Below are 15,778 nucleotides of genomic sequence, written 5' to 3' on the forward strand. Positions count from 1 at the left end.
AGGCGCTGGCCTTCGTCCGCACCCGCCATGCGGTGGGCTTCGGCGGCGACCTGACCCGTATCCCGCTCCAGCAGCAGTTCATCAGCGGTCTGATCCGCAAGGTGAAGAGCGACGGCACCCTCACCAGCCCCAGCAAGCTGTGGTCGCTCGCCGACGCCGCCACCAAGGCACTCACCGTCGACCAGTCGATCGCCAGTGTCCTCAAGCTGAAGGACCTCGCCCAGGACCTCGGCACCGTCGACACCAAGCACATCACCTTCACCACCGCCCCGGTGCTGGACGACCCGACGGACAAGAACCGGCTGGTGCTCAAGGAGCCCGACGCCACCCAGCTGTTCGCCATGGTGGCCGCGGACAAGTCGCTCACCAAGGTCAAGAAGAAGACCACCGCCGCCTCCTCCGCCAAGCCGTCGCCCGCCGCCACCACCAAGGCGGCGCCGGCCGACGTCCGGGTCACGGTGAAGAACGGCAGCGGGGTCACCGGCCAGGCGCAGGCCACCGTGGACTGGATGCAGAACACCCAGGGCTATCTGCGCAGCAGCAACGGCGCCAACGCCCCGGACACCGCCAAGACCACGCTGTACTACGCGCCCAACCACGCCGACCAGGCCCGCACCCTGGCCGCCGCCATGGGTCTGCCCGCCTCGCAGATGAAGGCCACGACCCAGTACGGCACCGGGGACAAGGACCCGATGCTGCTGATCCTGGGCCGGGACTTCAAGCAGCCCGGTGTCTCGCTGAGCGCACCCACGGCCGCGCCCTCCAACATCCAGCGCGTCGAGGCGGACGACACCAGCGTCTGCGCCAAGTGAGGCCTGCGGCGGGCCACGTTCGGTGACCGTCCACATGCACTGCGCATTCGAATTCACAGACAAAAAAGGTTGCACAGATCGGCTGTGATCTGAATCACAGCCAGCTATTACCCTATTCATTCCCCGGAACGTGTGCACGAATCGTCTTCGAAAGGTAGGTTACGGAAAGATAGTGGTCCCGTGGGGACCTTCCGCAACCGCCTCCGGAGCAGGTGAACCGTCCTCATGGCCACGCCCCACCGCACCGCCGAGCCGGGCGGGACACCCGTCCCGCCGCAGGACGGCACCCCTTCCATACCCCGCCAGCGCCGTGCCCACGGCGGTTCGGGAAAAAGCCGCGGAAATCGCCGCAAGCCCAAGACGGGATTGAAGCGCTATCTGAAGCCGATAGCCATCGGCGCAGGTGTCTGCGTCGTCCTCACCACCGCTTCCGGGTGGCTCTACTATCAGCACCTGAACAGCAATATCAAAACCTCGAAGAAGAATCTCAGCGATCAGCAGGGAAAGCGCACCGCACCCAACGCCTTCGGCCAGGTGCCGCTGAACATCCTGCTGCTGGGCTCGGACAGCCGGGCCACCGAGCGGGCCCGGGAACTGGGCGGCGGCAAGAACCTCAAGAACAATCCGCCGCTGGCCGACGTGCAGATGCTGCTCCATGTCTCGGCCGACCGAACCAACGCCTCGCTCATCTCCATCCCCCGCGACACCATGGTGGATATCCCGGACTGCAAGGGCGAGGACGGCAAGAACTACCCCGACATGCCGTACACGCGTATCAACGCCTCACTGGCGAACGGCGGCCCCGGCTGCACCGTCGGCACCTGGACCAGGATCACCAACCTCAACATCGACCACTTCATGATGATCGAGTTCGGTGGCGTGGTGGACATGGCCCAGGCCGTCGGAGGGGTCCATGTCTGCGTCGACATGAACCTCTACGACCGCAAGACCAAGCTCGGCGGGACCGGCCTGAAGCTGCCCAAGGGCGACAACGTGCTCGACGCCCAGCAGTCGCTGCTCTGGCTGCGCACCCGTGACGCCTGGGGCAGCGACCTCAACCGCACCAGGGCGCAGCACATGTACCTCAGCTCGATGGTGCGGTCGCTCAAGGCGAAAGGCACCCTCACCAACCCCGGCAAGCTGATGAACCTGGCCGAGGCCGCCACCAAGGCGATCAAGCCCGACGACGACCTGAACACCGTCAAGAAGCTCTACGACCTGGGCACCGAACTGCGGAAGGTGCCGACCAAGCGCATCACCACGCTCACCATCCCGGTGCTGCCGGATCCGCGGAACCCCAAGGCCACGGTGGTCATCAACAAGCCGGCCGCCGACCGCATCTGGCAGATGCTGCTCGACGACGTGCCGCTGGACAAGAACGGCGGCAAGGCCAAGCCCAAGCCCACCGCCTCCGCCACCAGGAGCACCCCGGCGACCCCGCCCGTCGACAAGTCCACCGTGGTGATGACCGTGCAGAACGGCACCGCGGTCCAGCACTGGGCCTCGACGGTCACCACCGCGCTGAACGGGATGGGCTTCGCCCAGGCCAAGGTGGGCACCCCCGGCAACGCCGCCGCTCCGCAGTCCGTCACCACGCTCACCTTCAGTGCCGCGCACAAGGCCGAGGCGCAGGCCGTGGCCACCGCGCTCAAGCTGCCCGCCTCCGCGCTGCGGGAGTCCGCCTCCGCGGGTGCGCCCGCGCTGGTCCTCGGTGACGACTGGACGACCGGCACCACCTTCCCGGTGAAGGCGAAGCCCAAGGCCGGCGATCTGCCCGCCGGTGTCGAGACCAAGAACTCGGCGGACACCACGGACTGCATGCACGTCGTGTCGCAGGGCGGCATCTACACCTACTGACGGATCCCAGAAAGCGACTCACCGCGATGAGTGCCCAGGATCGCACCACACCGCCCGACGGCGCCGCCGCTCCCGGCAGGGCGGCGCCGGACACCCCGGCCTCCATACCCCGGCAGCGGGGCGCCGGCCACGGTCGCCGCAAGCCGAAGACCGGGTGGAAGCGGTACGTCAAGCCGGTGGCGATCGGCACCGCGCTGACGGTGGCGGCCGGCTGCGGAGGTGTGTACCTCTACATCCAGCACCTCAACTCCAACATCACCAAGGCCCCCAAGAGCGCCGGGAACGCCGCCCCGCCGGGCGGCAAGGCCGACGCCCAGGGCCGTACGGCGATGAACATCCTGCTGATCGGCACCGACAGCCGTAAGGGACTGGGCGGGAAGTACGGCGACAAGGAGAACGTCGGCAAGGGCAACAACGACGTCGACATCCTGCTGCACGTCTACCCGGACCGCAGGTCCGCCGTCGCCGTCGACCTGCCGCGCGACACCCTGGTGAACCACCCCACCTGCACCGATCCGGTGACCAAGCAGACCTACGCCCCGATGACCCGGATGCCGCTCAACATGGCGCTCAGCCGGGGCGGGCCCGGGTGTGTGGTCGACACCGTGCAGAAGATCACCGATCTGCGGATCGACCACTTCCTGATGGTCAACTTCCAGGGCATCAAGGACCTCACCAACGCGGTGGGCGGGGTGGACGTCAACCTCTGCCAGCCCATCCACGACAGCGACTCCCACCTGGACCTGCCCGCAGGGCCCTCCCACCTCGACGGCGACCAGGGCCTGGCCTTCGTCCGCACCCGCCACGCCGTGCAGGACGGCAGCGCGGTGGGCCGCTTCTCGATGCAGCGGGCCTTCCTCTCCTCGCTCGTCCGCCAGATGACCAGCGCCGGCACCCTGCTCAACCCCACCAAGCTCACCCCGCTCGCCGAGGCGGCCACCAAGGCGCTCACCGTCGACCCCGACCTGGGCTCGGTCTCCGCCCTGATGGGCCTTGCCGAGGACCTCAAGGCGATCAAGCCCGACAAGGTCGCCTTCATCCAGCCGAAGGTCAGCTACACCCCCAGGAACCTCGCCGACCCCAACCGGAGCGAGAAGGACGAGTTCGTCCAGCCGCAGGCCGACCAGATCTTCGCCCTGCTGCTCGCCGACCGCTCCGTCACCGACAAGCCCACGGCGAGGCCGGCGAGTGCCTCCCCCAGCGCGACCCCCAGCCCCGAGCCGACCGTGGTGCCCTCCGAGGTGTCCGTGGCCGTGCTCAACGGCACCACCACCAGGAGCGGCGCCGCCGCCACGGGCGCCACCGCGCTCACGGCGCTCGGCTACCACGCCACGTCGGGCAACGCCCCGGAGAAGGGCGTGCAGACCAGCACCGTCACCTACGCCCAGGCCGACCAGCAGGCGGCCGCCCGCTCGGTGGCGCGGGCGCTGGGTCTGCCGGCGTCCGCGGTGCGGGTGGGCGGTACCGGCCGCGGGGTCGTCGTCACCATCGGCGCCGACTTCCCCGAGACCATCCCCACCGCCAAGCCCAGTACGCCGGTGCCGACCGCACTGCCCACCGACGTCAAGGTGCACAAGGCGGACGACACCAGCTGCACCTCCAAGGGCAACGGTCTCCTCACCCAGTAGCGGGGGCCAGCACCCCGTCCCGCTCCAGGTACTCCTCCGCCGTACGGGGGCAGCGCCAGCGCACGGCGCCGTCCGCACCGTCCGGACCCAGTTGCTCCAGGGGCTCCCCGGCCCGGCCGACCCACTTGAGGCGGCGGGCCGGAACCCCCGCGACCAGGGCGAAGTCGGGTACGTCGCGATGCACCACCGCACCCGCCGCGACCAGTGCCCAGCGGCCGACGGTCACCCCGGCGACCAGTACCGCGCGGGCGCCCACCGAGCATCCCTGACGGAGCGTCACTCCACGGGCGTCCCAGTCGTCGCCGCGCTTGAGCCTGCCGTCCGGGTCGACCGAGCGCGGATAGAGGTCATTGGTGAGCACTGCGGCCGGGCCCACGAAGACGCCGTCCTCCAGCACCGCCGGCTCGTACACCAGGGCGTGGTTCTGCAGCTTGACGCGGTCACCGAGCCGCACCCCCGGCCCGACGTAGGCGCCGCGGCCGATGATGCAGTCGGCACCGACCACGGCCTCCTCGCGGATCTGGGCCAGATGCCAGACGACGGTGCCGTCACCGATCTCGGCCCGCCGGTCCACGTCCGCGCTCGGCTGGATGTGCGGCCCACCGTGCGCTGCTCCGCTGTGCGCTGCTCCGCCGTCCACTGCTGCGCTGTGCGCTGCTCCGCTGTGCGCCATGGGCCGCCCCTTCCCGATCGCCCGCCTCCGGTGGCGCGAGCGTATCCAGCCGGGGCGGCCGGTGCGGGGAGGTTCAGCGTTCGGCGAGGCTGCCGTCGGAGGCGGGGGCGCCGTCGAGGGTACGGGTGCCGACCGCCCCCCGCTCGGGAGCCCTGCTGCCGATCACCTTCCGGGCCAGCGAGCGCGGAGAGGTGAGGAAGCCCCAGCCCCAGGCCATGTGCATGGTGGCCAGCGCCAGCGGGAGCTGCAGCCGGGCCTTGAGGGAGAGCCCGCGGCCCTCCTTCAGCGAGCCCAGCAGGATCGCCGCGGCGTAGCCGCCGGGCGCCACCAGGAAGAGCGGGTGCAGCGCGGCGCCCAGCACCAGTCCGCCGGCCACCGCGGCCAGTGCGGCCGGCGGGGCGAGATAGCGCAGGTTGACCGAGCCCCGGTGGTAGCGGGTGACCACCCGGCGCCAGCGGCCGTAGTCCTTGTACTGCTTGGCGAGCGCCCGCACGCTGGGCCTCGGCCGGTAGGAGACCTTCAGCTCGGGGGTGAACCAGATCAGCCCGCCGCCCTGCCGGATGCGGTAGTTGAGCTCCCAGTCCTGGGCCCGGATGAACTCCTCGTTGTAGCCGCCGAGCCGCTCCAGCACCTCGCGGCGGAAGACGCCCAGATAGACGGTGTCGGCGGGGGCCGCCTCACCGCCGGTGTGGAAGGCCGCGTTGCCGACCCCGATGCGGGAGGTCATGGCCGCCGCGACGGCCTTCTCCCACTCGGTCTCGCCCTCGGCGTGCATGATGCCGCCGACGTTGGCCGCTTCCCGTTCGTCCAGCAGCCGTACGGCGGTGGCGATGTAGCCGGGGGTCAGCATGCCGTGGCCGTCGACCCGCACCACCACGGGGTTGCGGGAGCCGCGGATGGCGGCGTTCAGCGCGGCCGGGGTGCGGCCGGTGGGGTTGGGCACGGTGTGCACCCGGGGGTCCTCGGCGACCAGTTCGGCGGCGATCTCGTCGGTCCGGTCGCTGGACGGGCCGAGTGCGATCACCACTTCCAGCCCCCCGGCGTACTCCTGCTCCAGGATGTGCCGGACAGCGGTCCGCAGGTGTCGTTCCTCGTTGAGCACCGGCATGATCACGGAGACCGCCGGCAGCTCCTCGGCAGTGTTGGCGCTCATCGCGCCCACCGTACAGGTGCGGAGGCTTCCCCGCTCCGCCGGATGCTGCACAGTTCGGCGCGGTGTCAAGCCAAAACGGAATCTTTCGCTTGAAAGGACGCATGGTGAACGCCGGACGGCGTGTGCTGCGGCTTCTCCGGGGCAGCCCCGCCTAGCCTCGCAGCGATGTCCGACGACCCCGCCCCCTCCACCGGCAGCAGCACTCCCCCGCGGCCGCGGCGCTGGGAGCTGTGGCTCGCCGGAGTCGCCGCCGGCGCCGTGCTGATCGCCGCCGCCGTCGGCTGGAGCGTGCTGCACGGGATCGGGCACGCCATCGGCCGGATCGACGCCTTCCGCGGGATCGGCAACCGCCCCGCGGCCACCGGCAGCGCGGAGAACTTCCTCCTGGTCGGCACCGACGACCGCGAGGGCATCCCCCCGCGGGAGCTCAAGAAGGTGTTTCACGCGGGCGGGGTGTCCTGCCACTGCACCGACACCATGATGCTGGTCCACCTCTCCCGCGACCGCGACCGCGCGACCGTGATCAGCATCCCCCGTGACTCCTACGTCACCATCCCCGCCCACACCGACCTCGCCACCGGCAAGCCGGTGACCGCCGGCCGGGGGAAGATCAACGCGGCCTACGGCCTGGGCGGCGCCCCGCTCACTGTGCAGACCGTGGAACAGGCGACCGGCATCCGCGTCGACCACTACCTCCAGGTCGACTTCCGCTCCTTCGTCTCCACGGTCGACGCCCTCGGCGGCGTCTCGGTCTGCACCACCGTCCCGCTCCACGACCCCTACTCCGGCCTCGACCTGCCGGCCGGCACCACCCGGCTGGACGGCGCAGGAGCCCTCAAGTACGTCCGGGCCCGGCACCTGGACGCCAGCTCCGACCTGGGCCGGATGCAGCGTCAGCAGCACCTGGTGGCGCAGATCCTGCGCCAGGCCACCAGCGGCGGCATCCTGTTCAACCCCGCCCGGCTCAACCATGTGCTGACCACCGCCCTCAAGTCGGTCAAGGCCGACCAGGGCCTCACCGTCGAGGACCTGCTGAAGCTCGCCGCGTCCCTGCGCAACCTCTCCGCGGGCGACACCGCCGTCGCCACGGTCCCGGTCGTGGACATCAACCACACCGTGCCCGGCTGGGGCTCCACGGTGCTCTGGGACGCCCCCGCCGCCCGGGCCCTCTTCGACGCCGTACGACAGGACCGGCCGCTGCCCGCCGTGACCCACCCGGCGCACCGCTCGCAGGACACCGCCGGACCGCTGCTCACCGTCGCGCCGCAGCAGATCCGCGTCCAGGTGCTCAACGGCACCGCCACTCCCGGCCTCGGGGCGCGGGTCGACGCCGATCTGCGGCGCGACGGCTTCGTCACCACCGGGCTCGCGGGCAACGCGGGCGGCTCCCCCGCCACCCGCACCCAGGTCCGCTACGACCCCCGCTGGAACCAGTCGGTCAGGACCCTCGCCGCCGCCCTCCCCGGCGCACGGCTGGTCGCGGTCCCCGGACTCGGCCCCACCCTGCAGGTGGTCCCCGGCTCCGACTACACCCGGTCCGCCCCCGTCCCCAGCGCGCACCCGGTCGTACCGTCCCCGCCGGACACCATCTGCCACTGAGACCAGGAGGCCGCTCGGGCCGCCGGGGCCCCCTGCCGAAGCAGCCGCACGACATGCCGCGGCCCCGGCACACCCCCCGGTGCGCCGGGGCCGCCCCCCGTTTCCCTCGTCCCCAGCCGCCGGGCCGAGCCTGCCGGCCCGGCGGCCGCCGGGCGTCAGTCCGTGGCGATGGCCGCCAGGACGTTCATCCGGGAGGCCCGGAGCGCCGGGCCGAGCGCCGCCAGCAGTCCGACGACCGCCGCGCCGACGAAGACGGCGACGATGGTGCCGGTGGGGACGGTGAGCTCGTTGAGGCCCTGGGTCTTCAGCACTCGCTGGGCCGTGATGCCCCACGCCAGTCCCAGGCCGGTGCCGAGGACCGCGCCGAAGACCGCGATCACCACCGACTCCAGGCGGATCATCCGCCGCAGCTGACGGCGCGACAGTCCGATCGCCCGCAGCAGCCCGATCTCCCGGGTGCGCTCCACCACCGACAGCGCCAGCGTGTTGACCACACCGAGGACGGCCACCACGATCGCCAGGCCCAGCAGGCCATAGACCATGTAGAGGAGCTGGTCGACCTGCTTCTTGATCAGCGCCTTGTAGTCGGCCTGGTTCTTCACCTGGAGCTGGGGGTACTGCGCCAGCGACTTCTGCAGGGCCGCATAGGCCTGGTCGGCGCCGGAGGAGGCGCCCGCGAGGACCATGACGTCCTGCGGCAGCCGGTCGGCCGGCAGCGCCCGCACGGCGGTGTCCAGGCCGATGTACATCTCGCCCTGGTAGAGCTGGTTGTCCTCGGCGGTGACGGCCGCGATCCTCAGGGTCCGGGTGGAGCCGCCCTGGAAGTGGACCGACAGCGGGTCGCCGACCTTGAGGTGGTGGCTGTCCGCGTAGTCCTTGTCGACCGAGATGCCCTCCTTGAGGGCGCCCTCGAAGGAACCGGTGACGGCGGGCACCCGCAGGTCCTCACCGTAGGTGGGGCTGACCGCGTTGATGCTGGTGTCCTCGCGGTGCCCGTCGGGGCTGGTGATGACGACGCCGATGTCCTTGGAGCGGGAGACATGGCTCAGGCCGGGGGTCCCCTGGATCGCCTTGACCATGTTGGGGGTGAGGCCGCCGTTGTTGGACATCACGATGAAGTCGGCGCCCACGGACTTGTCGATCTGGCTGGTGGCCGAGGAGACCATCGAGGAGGTCACCACCGAGGCGCCGGTGACCAGGGCCAGGCCGATCATCAGCGCCGCCGCGGTGGCCCCGGTGCGGCGCGGGTTGCGCAGCGCGTTGCGCTGGGCGAGCCGGCCGGACGGGCCGAACAGCGCGGGGAGCGCGGCGCCCAGCACCCGCACCACCGCACCGGCCAGCAGCGGGCCGATCACCACGAAGCCGACCAGGGTGACCAGGACGCCCAGGCCCAGCAGTGCTCCACCGGTCCCGGCGCTGTCCGACCTCGACCCGGCGACCAGGGCCGCGGCGCCGGCCGCGGTGAGCAGCAGCCCGACACCGGCCCGGATGCGGTTGGCGGCGGCCTCAGCGGGGGTGCCGTGGTCGCGCAGCGCGGCCATCGGGGAGACCTTGCCCGCCCGGCGGGCGGGCAGCCAGGCGGCGAGGACGGTGATGACGACGCCCACCGCATAGGCGGTGATCGGCACGGACGCCTTGACGGTCAGCTGGGAGGCATCCAGGTGCATCCCAACCGCGCCCATCAGCTTGATCAGGCCCACGGCGAGCCCGAGCCCGGCGCCGAGGCCGACGGTGGAGCCGAGGACGCCCAGGACCAGCGCCTCGGTGAGCACCGAGCGGTTCACCTGGGAGCGGCTGCCGCCGATGGCGCGCATCAGGCCGATCTCACGGGTGCGCTGGGCGACCAGCATGGAGAAGGTGTTGATGATCAGGAAGCCGCCGACCAGCAGCGAGATCCCGGCGAAGCCGAGCATGGCGTACTTCATGAAGTCCAGGAAGCCGCCCACGTCGCTCTGGTTGTCGGCGGCCTGCTCCGCGGCGGTCTTGACCTGGTAGGTCCTGCCGAAGGTGGCCACCAGCCCGGCCTTCAGCTGGTCGTCGGTGCGGCTGCCGTCCCCGTAGGCGACCACGGAGGTGAAGGCGCCGGGGCGGCCGAGCAGTTCCCGCTGGGCGGTCGGGGTGTCGAAGAAGACCAGTGCGGCGCCGGGGTTGGTGGTGGTGAAGGTGGCGATGCCGGAGATGGTGGCGCGGTAGTCGCCCACCGCGGTGATGATCCGCAGCTGGTCGCCGATCCCGAGCTTGGCCTTGTCCGCGGTGTCCGCGTCCAGCAGCACCTGGCCCGCGCCCTTGGGGGCCGCACCGGAGGTGATCCGCAGCGCGGAGTTGGGGGTCTCGTACCAGTTGCCCGCGAGGGTGGGGGCGCCGCCGGTGGGGCCGACGGACTTGTTGGTGGCGGGGTCGACGATGGTGGCGTTGGAGACCGACACCTCGCCGCTGGCGCTCTTCACGCCGGGCTGGGCGGCCACCTGCCGGACCACGGAGGCCGCCAGCGTACGGGCCATCGCTCCGCCGGACTGCTCGTTGTGGTCGGCGCCGTCGTCGGCGGGGCTGACCGCGACGTCGGACGCGGTGGAGGCGAAGAGCCGGTCGAAGGTGGCGGTGGCGGTGTCGGTGAAGACCAGGGTGCCGGAGACGAAGGCCACCGAGAGGACCACGGCGGTCAGGGAGAGCGCCATCCGGCCCTTGTGGGCGAAGAAGCTTCTGAGGGAGGTCTTGAGGATCATGGCTGCGGTCCGATCCCTCAGGCGTTGCGGCGGCTGTCGCCGCCGGCGGTCAGGGGGCCGGCCGGAGCGGGCACCGGGGTCTCGGCCGCGGAGAAGCGCAGCATCCGCTCCAGCACGGCGTCCGAGGTCGGGTTGGCCATCTCGTCGACGATCCGGCCGTCGGCGAGGAAGAGGACGCGGTCGGCGTAGCCGGCGGCGACCGGATCATGGGTGACCATGACGATGGTCTGGCCGAGCTCGTCCACCGAGCGGCGCAGGAAGGTGAGCACCTCGGCGCCGGAGCGCGAGTCCAGGTTGCCGGTGGGCTCGTCACCGAAGATGATCTCCGGCTTGGCCGCCAGGGCGCGGGCGACCGCGACGCGCTGCTGCTGGCCGCCGGAGAGCTGGGTGGGACGGTGCTTCAGCCGGGCGGCCAGGCCGACGGTCGCCACCACCTGGTCCAGCCAGGCCTGGTCCGGCCTGCGGCCCGCGATGTCCATCGGCAGGGTGATGTTCTCCAGCGCGTTGAGCGTGGGGAGCAGGTTGAAGGACTGGAAGATGAAGCCGATCTTGTCCCGGCGGAGCTTGGTGAGCTGCTTGTCCTTGAGCCCGGTGATCTCCGTGCCGCCGATCCGGATCTGGCCTGAGGTCACCGAGTCCAGTCCCGCGAGGCAGTGCATCAGCGTGGACTTGCCGGAGCCCGAGGGGCCCATGATGGCGGTGAAACGCCCGCGGGCGATGTCCACGTCGACCTGGTCCAGCGCCGTCACCCGGGTCTCGCCGGAGCCGTACGCCTTGGTCACCTGCCGCGCGCTCGCGGCGATGGCCGCCGCGCCGCCGGCCGGCCCCGCGACCGTCGCCGCGCGGGACCCGAAGGGGGCTGCTGCCGTCGTCACTGCTGTCTCCTTGGTCGTGGTCCTGCCTGGACACCACCCAGCCTGCGGGATCGGGCGGGGGCGCCGACATGGTGCTCGTACGCCTCTTCGGCCGGGGGTTTTCCCCACCTGCGCCGGTGGTGCGGCGGGGTACTTAGACGCTAAGGGGCGGGCTGTGGGCCCCGGGTCCTCCGACGGGAGGAATCCCGGCATCGAAGGTTGTACGGGGTGCGCAGCCCCCTCCCCTAGGGGGTCCGAGCGGGGGTCTCGGGGTCGCGCGGCGGGGTCCGCGGCCACACGCCCGCCACCATGCGTAGGAAGGGTCCCGCGCCTGCATCAACTCTGCTACAGCCCACCACCCGGCTTAGGTCCGGGCACCCTGATGGGGCATCCTTCCGGCATGAACTCTTGGCAGGACGGCCGCTACGGCGGCGGGGCACAACAGGGCCGGAGCGGTGGACCCTACGGCGGCGGGGACAGTGAGGCGGAACCCACCCGGTCGATGCCTCACGTGCAGCGACCGCGCCGCAGCGGCGCACCGTACGGCCAGCAGCGCCCCGTGCCGCCGCAGCCGTCCGGCTCGCCGCAGGGCGGCTACGGCAGCGCGGCCGAGCCGCCGCTGCCGCCCGGCCTCAACCCGCGCGGCCCCGGCGGCGGCCGGCCCGCGGGCTCGTACGGGGCGGCCGTCCCCCAGCAGTACGCCGGCCCCGGCGGGTCCGGCTACGACGGCCCGCCCCCGGCCGGGCCGTCGCGTCCCTCCCGCTGGCCGATGCGGCGCAAGGTCAAGGTCACCCTGGTGTCCCTGGTCTGCGTGCTGCTGGTGGTGGGCGTGGGCACGTACTTCTGGGCCGACTCCAAGCTGCGCCGCGAGGACGTGCTGCAGGACTACGCGGGCCGGCCCGCCGCCGGCAAGGGCACCAACTGGCTGATCGTGGGCTCCGACAGCCGTGAGGGCATGTCCAAGCAGGACGCCAAGGATCTGCACACCGGTCTGGGGGCTCCGGGCAAGCGCACCGACTCGATGATGGTGCTGCACATCGGCTCCAACGGGAACACCATGCTCTCCATACCCCGTGACTCCTGGGTGAAGGTGCCCGCGCACCCGGACAGCGACAAGCCGAGCAGCACCATCCCGGCCCGGATGCACAAGATCAATGCGGCCTTTGCGATAGGCGGGGGCCCACTGCTGGTGAAGACCGTGGAGTCGGCGACCGGGCTGCACATCGACCACTACGCGGAGATCGGTTTCGCCGGGTTCCGCGACCTGGTGGACTCACTGGGCGGCGTGGACATGTGCCTGGACAAGGCGATGAAGGACCCCAAGTCCGGGGCCGACTTCAAGGCCGGCTGCCAGCACTTCAACGGCACCGACTCGCTGAAGTACGTGCGTTCGCGCTATGTGGACGGCACCGGCGACCTCGGCCGGATGAAGCGGCAGCGGCAGTTCCTGTCGGCGATCGCCAACTCCGCGGCCTCGCCCGGGACCATCGCCAACCCCTTCACCCTGTACCCGACGATCAGCTCCGGACTGGGCACCCTGATCGTGGACAAGGACTGCGGCCTCTTCGACCTCACCTCGATGTTCTGGGCGATGAAGGGGGTCAGCGGCGGCAGCGGCAAGACGATCACCGTGCCGATCGCCGACCCGGGCCGGACCACCTCCGAAGGCTCGTCGGTGATCTGGAACGACGCCAAGGCCAAGCAGGTCTTCGACGCCCTGCGCGATGACACCACGGTGCCCGACGTGAAGTAGGGGACCTGCTGCGGAGGCCGGGCCGGCACTGCCGGCCCGGCCTCCGCCGTGTTCAGGAGTTGAACGCAAAGAAAATCTGAGAGCGTTCTCAAGCATCAGTCTTGACCGTGTACGGATACGGGCGGGACAGTTGCCAACGGGTCGGCCGACCACCTCTGCAGTCCACCGCGACATGCACGTCCGCGCATTTGGAGGCCACCCCCTCATGCCCATCACGCATTCGCACGTCCGCAGATCCCACCGCCGGCCGCTGACCGCCCTCCTGGCCGCCGTCTCCGGTCTGGCCATGCTCTGCCTGGGCCTGTTCGGCACCGCCGGAGCAGCGGTGCCCCCGGCCGGCTCGGGCTGGAACCTCGTCTGGAGCGACGACTTCAACGGCGCCGCCGGCACCCTGCCCTCCAGCAGCAACTGGATCGTCGACACCGGCCACAGCTACCCCGGCGGCGCCGCCAACTGGGGCACCGGCGAGGTTCAGAACTACACCGGCTCCACCGCCAACCTCAGCCAGGACGGCTCCGGCGACCTGCGCATCACCCCGATCCGCGACAGCGCGGGCAACTGGACCTCCGGCCGGGTCGAGACCCAGCGCAGCGACTTCCAGCCCCCGGCCGGCGGCAAGCTGCGCATCGAGTCCCGGATCCAGATGCCCAATGTCACCGGCGCCGCCGCCGACGGCTACTGGCCGGCCTTCTGGACCCTCGGCGCCGCCTACCGCGGCAACTACTGGAACTGGCCGTCCATCGGGGAGTTCGACCTGATGGAGAACGTCAACGGCGTCAACCAGGTCTGGGGCACCCTGCACTGCGGCACCGGCTCCGGCGGCCCCTGCAACGAGACCACCGGTCTCGGCGCCACCCACGCCTGCCCCGGCTCGGCCTGCCAGGGCAACTTCCACACCTACGCCCTGGAGTGGGACCGCAGCGTCTCGCCGCAGCAGCTGCGCTGGTACGTCGACGGGGTGCAGTACCACTCCGTCAACTCCTCCCAGATGGACGCGGCCACCTGGGACGCCGCCACCAACCACGGCCACTTCATCCTGCTGAACGTCGCCATGGGCGGGGCCTTCCCCGACCCGGTCGCCGGCCACCAGACTCCCACCGCATCCACCCGCTCCGGTGTCCCGATGCTGGTGGACTATGTCGCCGTCTACAGCTCCGGCGGGACCACCACCGGCGGCACGACCACCACCGGCGGCACCACCACCACCGGCGGCACCACCACCACGGGCGGCACCACCACCGGGGGAACCACGACCACCGGCGGCACCACCACCGGCGGCACCGGCGGCGGCAGCGCCTACTCCACCCTCCAGGCCGAGTCCTTCACCCAGCAGTCCGGGGTGAGCGTGGAGGCCTGCACCGACACCGGCGGGGGCCAGGACATCGCCACCCTCGCCAACGGCGACTGGGCGTACTACCCCGGCATCGACTTCGGCTCCACCGCAGCCCACCAGTTCAAGGCCCGGGTGGCCTCCGGGGCGGCCGGCGGCGTCAGCGGCCTGGTCGAGGTCCGCCTCGACAGCCGCACCAGCACACCCGTCGGCTCCTTCGCCGTGGCCAACACCGGCGGCTGGCAGTCCTGGCAGACCATCCCCGGCAACATCAGCGCGGTCACCGGCAAGCACGACGTCTATCTGACGTTCACCAGCGGCCAGCCGGCCGACTTCGTCAACGTCAACTGGTTCACCTTCAGCCAGACCTGAGCCCACAGGTCTGCACACCCGCGCTGGGCGGGCGGTGGGGCGGTGCCGGGATCCCGGCACCGCCCCACCGGGCGTTCCCCGGTCGTCAGGGGAGGTTGCGGGCCATGACGATGCGCTGGACCTGGTTGGTGCCCTCGTAGATCTGGGTGATCTTGGCGTCGCGCATCATCCGCTCCAGGGGGTAGTCGCGGGTGTAGCCGTAGCCGCCGAGGAGCTGGACGGCGTCGGTGGTGATCTCCATGGCGGCGTCGGAGGCGAAGCACTTGGCGGCGGCGCCGAAGAAGGTCAGGTCGCCGTCCTGGCGCTGGGAGCGGGCGGCGGCGGCGTAGGTGAGCTGGCGGGCGGCCTCCAGCTTCATGGCCATGTCGGCGAGCATGAACTGGACGCCCTGGAACTCGGCGATGGCCCGGCCGAACTGCTTGCGTTCCCTGACGTAGCCCTTGGCGTAGTCCAGGGCGCCCTGGGCGATGCCCAGGGCCTGGGCGGCGATGGTGATCCGGGTGTGGTCCAGGGTCTTCATGGCGGTGGCGAAGCCGGTGCCCTCGGCGCCGATCATGCGGTCGGCGGGGATGCGGACGTCGTCGAGGTAGACCTCCCGGGTGGGGGAGCCCTTGATGCCGAGTTTCTTCTCGGGGGCGCCGAAGGAGACGCCGGGGTCGCTCTTCTCGACGACGAAGGCGGAGATGCCCTTGGAGCGCTTGTCGGGGTCGGTGACGGCCATCACGGTGTAGTACTCGGAGACGCCGGCGTTGGTGATCCAGCGCTTGACGCCGTTGAGGACCCAGGTGTCGCCGTCGCGTACCGCGCGGGTCTTCATCCCGGCGGCGTCCGAGCCGGCCTCGGGCTCGGACAGGCAGTAGGAGAACATGCCCTCGCCGCGGGCCAGGGCGCCCAGGTAGCGGGTCTTGAGCTCCTCGGAGCCGGAGAGCTGCACGGGCAGCGAGCCGAGCTTGTTGACGGCGGGGATCAGGGAGGAGGAGGCGCAGACCCGGGCGACCTCCTCGATGACGATGACGGTGGCCAG

Annotated in this window: 11 protein-coding genes; 6 read left to right on the forward strand and 5 right to left on the reverse strand. The window is 71.2% G+C overall.

Features of this window, described 5'->3' with window-relative positions; translation table 11 throughout:
- The 3 genes from AOK09_RS34570 to AOK09_RS34580 form a co-directional block, all read left to right on the forward strand.
- Nucleotides 1-812, forward strand: an 812-nt coding sequence (locus tag AOK09_RS34570; protein WP_169797109.1) for an LCP family protein, incomplete at its 5' end; no start/stop codon positions are given.
- 225 nt (nt 813-1,037) lie between these two features.
- Entirely contained in the window at nt 1,038-2,669 is a 1,632-nt protein-coding gene (locus AOK09_RS34575) for an LCP family protein (protein ID WP_063796158.1), read from the forward strand.
- 26 nt (nt 2,670-2,695) lie between these two features.
- Nucleotides 2,696-4,297 (forward strand): LCP family protein, encoded by a 1,602-nt coding sequence (locus AOK09_RS34580; RefSeq protein ID WP_055591162.1) that lies wholly within the window; start codon nt 2,696-2,698, stop codon nt 4,295-4,297.
- On the opposite strand, the gene AOK09_RS34585 is transcribed toward AOK09_RS34580, so the two are convergent.
- Both AOK09_RS34585 and AOK09_RS34590 read right to left on the reverse strand, forming a co-directional pair.
- Nucleotides 4,287-4,970, reverse strand: a complete 684-nt coding sequence (locus AOK09_RS34585; RefSeq protein WP_079063655.1) for an acyltransferase — start codon at nt 4,968-4,970, stop codon at nt 4,287-4,289. The genes AOK09_RS34580 and AOK09_RS34585 overlap by 11 nt on opposite strands.
- Nucleotides 4,971-5,043: 73 nt before the next feature.
- Nucleotides 5,044-6,123 (reverse strand): glycosyltransferase family 2 protein, encoded by a 1,080-nt coding sequence (locus tag AOK09_RS34590; RefSeq protein ID WP_055591164.1) that lies wholly within the window; start codon nt 6,121-6,123, stop codon nt 5,044-5,046.
- Between the two features lie 165 nt (nt 6,124-6,288).
- Here AOK09_RS34590 and AOK09_RS34595 point away from each other — a divergent pair, with 165 nt between their 5' ends.
- Nucleotides 6,289-7,722 carry an LCP family protein gene (locus tag AOK09_RS34595; protein ID WP_055591165.1) on the forward strand — a complete coding sequence of 478 codons (1,434 nt, stop codon included), beginning with the start codon at nt 6,289-6,291 and terminating at the stop codon, nt 7,720-7,722.
- A 155-nt stretch (nt 7,723-7,877) separates the two neighbouring features.
- Here the strand turns inward: AOK09_RS34595 and AOK09_RS34600 are convergent, their stop codons facing one another.
- Together AOK09_RS34600 and AOK09_RS34605 are read right to left on the reverse strand one after the other, a co-directional pair.
- Nucleotides 7,878-10,445, reverse strand: coding sequence for an ABC transporter permease (locus AOK09_RS34600; protein WP_055591166.1), 2,568 nt, complete (start codon nt 10,443-10,445; stop codon nt 7,878-7,880).
- A 17-nt stretch (nt 10,446-10,462) separates the two neighbouring features.
- The gene (locus tag AOK09_RS34605) at nt 10,463-11,248 is read right to left on the reverse strand and encodes an ABC transporter ATP-binding protein (RefSeq protein ID WP_245687613.1); all 786 of its coding nucleotides are present in this window, start codon (nt 11,246-11,248) and stop codon (nt 10,463-10,465) included.
- Nucleotides 11,249-11,699: 451 nt separating this feature from the next.
- Here AOK09_RS34605 and AOK09_RS34610 point away from each other — a divergent pair, with 451 nt between their 5' ends.
- Together AOK09_RS34610 and AOK09_RS34615 are read left to right on the forward strand one after the other, a co-directional pair.
- Nucleotides 11,700-13,052, forward strand: coding sequence for an LCP family glycopolymer transferase (locus tag AOK09_RS34610; RefSeq protein WP_055591168.1), 1,353 nt, complete (start codon nt 11,700-11,702; stop codon nt 13,050-13,052).
- A 205-nt stretch (nt 13,053-13,257) separates the two neighbouring features.
- Entirely contained in the window at nt 13,258-14,754 is a 1,497-nt protein-coding gene (locus tag AOK09_RS34615; RefSeq protein WP_055591169.1) for a carbohydrate-binding protein, read from the forward strand.
- Nucleotides 14,755-14,839: 85 nt separating this feature from the next.
- Here AOK09_RS34615 and AOK09_RS34620 read toward each other — a convergent pair.
- On the reverse strand, nt 14,840-15,778 hold a 939-nt coding region (locus AOK09_RS34620), incomplete at its 5' end, for an acyl-CoA dehydrogenase family protein (RefSeq protein WP_055591170.1).

Origin of the sequence: Peterkaempfera griseoplana (assembly GCF_001418575.1) — a bacterium.
Classification (GTDB): Bacteria; Actinomycetota; Actinomycetes; order Streptomycetales; family Streptomycetaceae; genus Peterkaempfera; species Peterkaempfera griseoplana.

Bases quoted from the DNA above. Each gene is read 5' to 3' on its own strand.
- AOK09_RS34595 (WP_055591165.1), top strand. From the start codon at position 6,289: ATGTCCGACGACCCCGCCCCCTCCACCGGCAGCAGCACTCCCCCGCGG.
- AOK09_RS34600 (WP_055591166.1), bottom strand. From the start codon at position 10,445: ATGATCCTCAAGACCTCCCTCAGAAGCTTCTTCGCCCACAAGGGCCGG.
- AOK09_RS34580 (WP_055591162.1), top strand. From the start codon at position 2,696: ATGAGTGCCCAGGATCGCACCACACCGCCCGACGGCGCCGCCGCTCCC.
- AOK09_RS34590 (WP_055591164.1), bottom strand. From the start codon at position 6,123: ATGAGCGCCAACACTGCCGAGGAGCTGCCGGCGGTCTCCGTGATCATG.
- AOK09_RS34615 (WP_055591169.1), top strand. From the start codon at position 13,258: ATGCCCATCACGCATTCGCACGTCCGCAGATCCCACCGCCGGCCGCTG.
- AOK09_RS34610 (WP_055591168.1), top strand. From the start codon at position 11,700: ATGAACTCTTGGCAGGACGGCCGCTACGGCGGCGGGGCACAACAGGGC.
- AOK09_RS34575 (WP_063796158.1), top strand. From the start codon at position 1,038: ATGGCCACGCCCCACCGCACCGCCGAGCCGGGCGGGACACCCGTCCCG.
- AOK09_RS34585 (WP_079063655.1), bottom strand. From the start codon at position 4,970: ATGGCGCACAGCGGAGCAGCGCACAGCGCAGCAGTGGACGGCGGAGCA.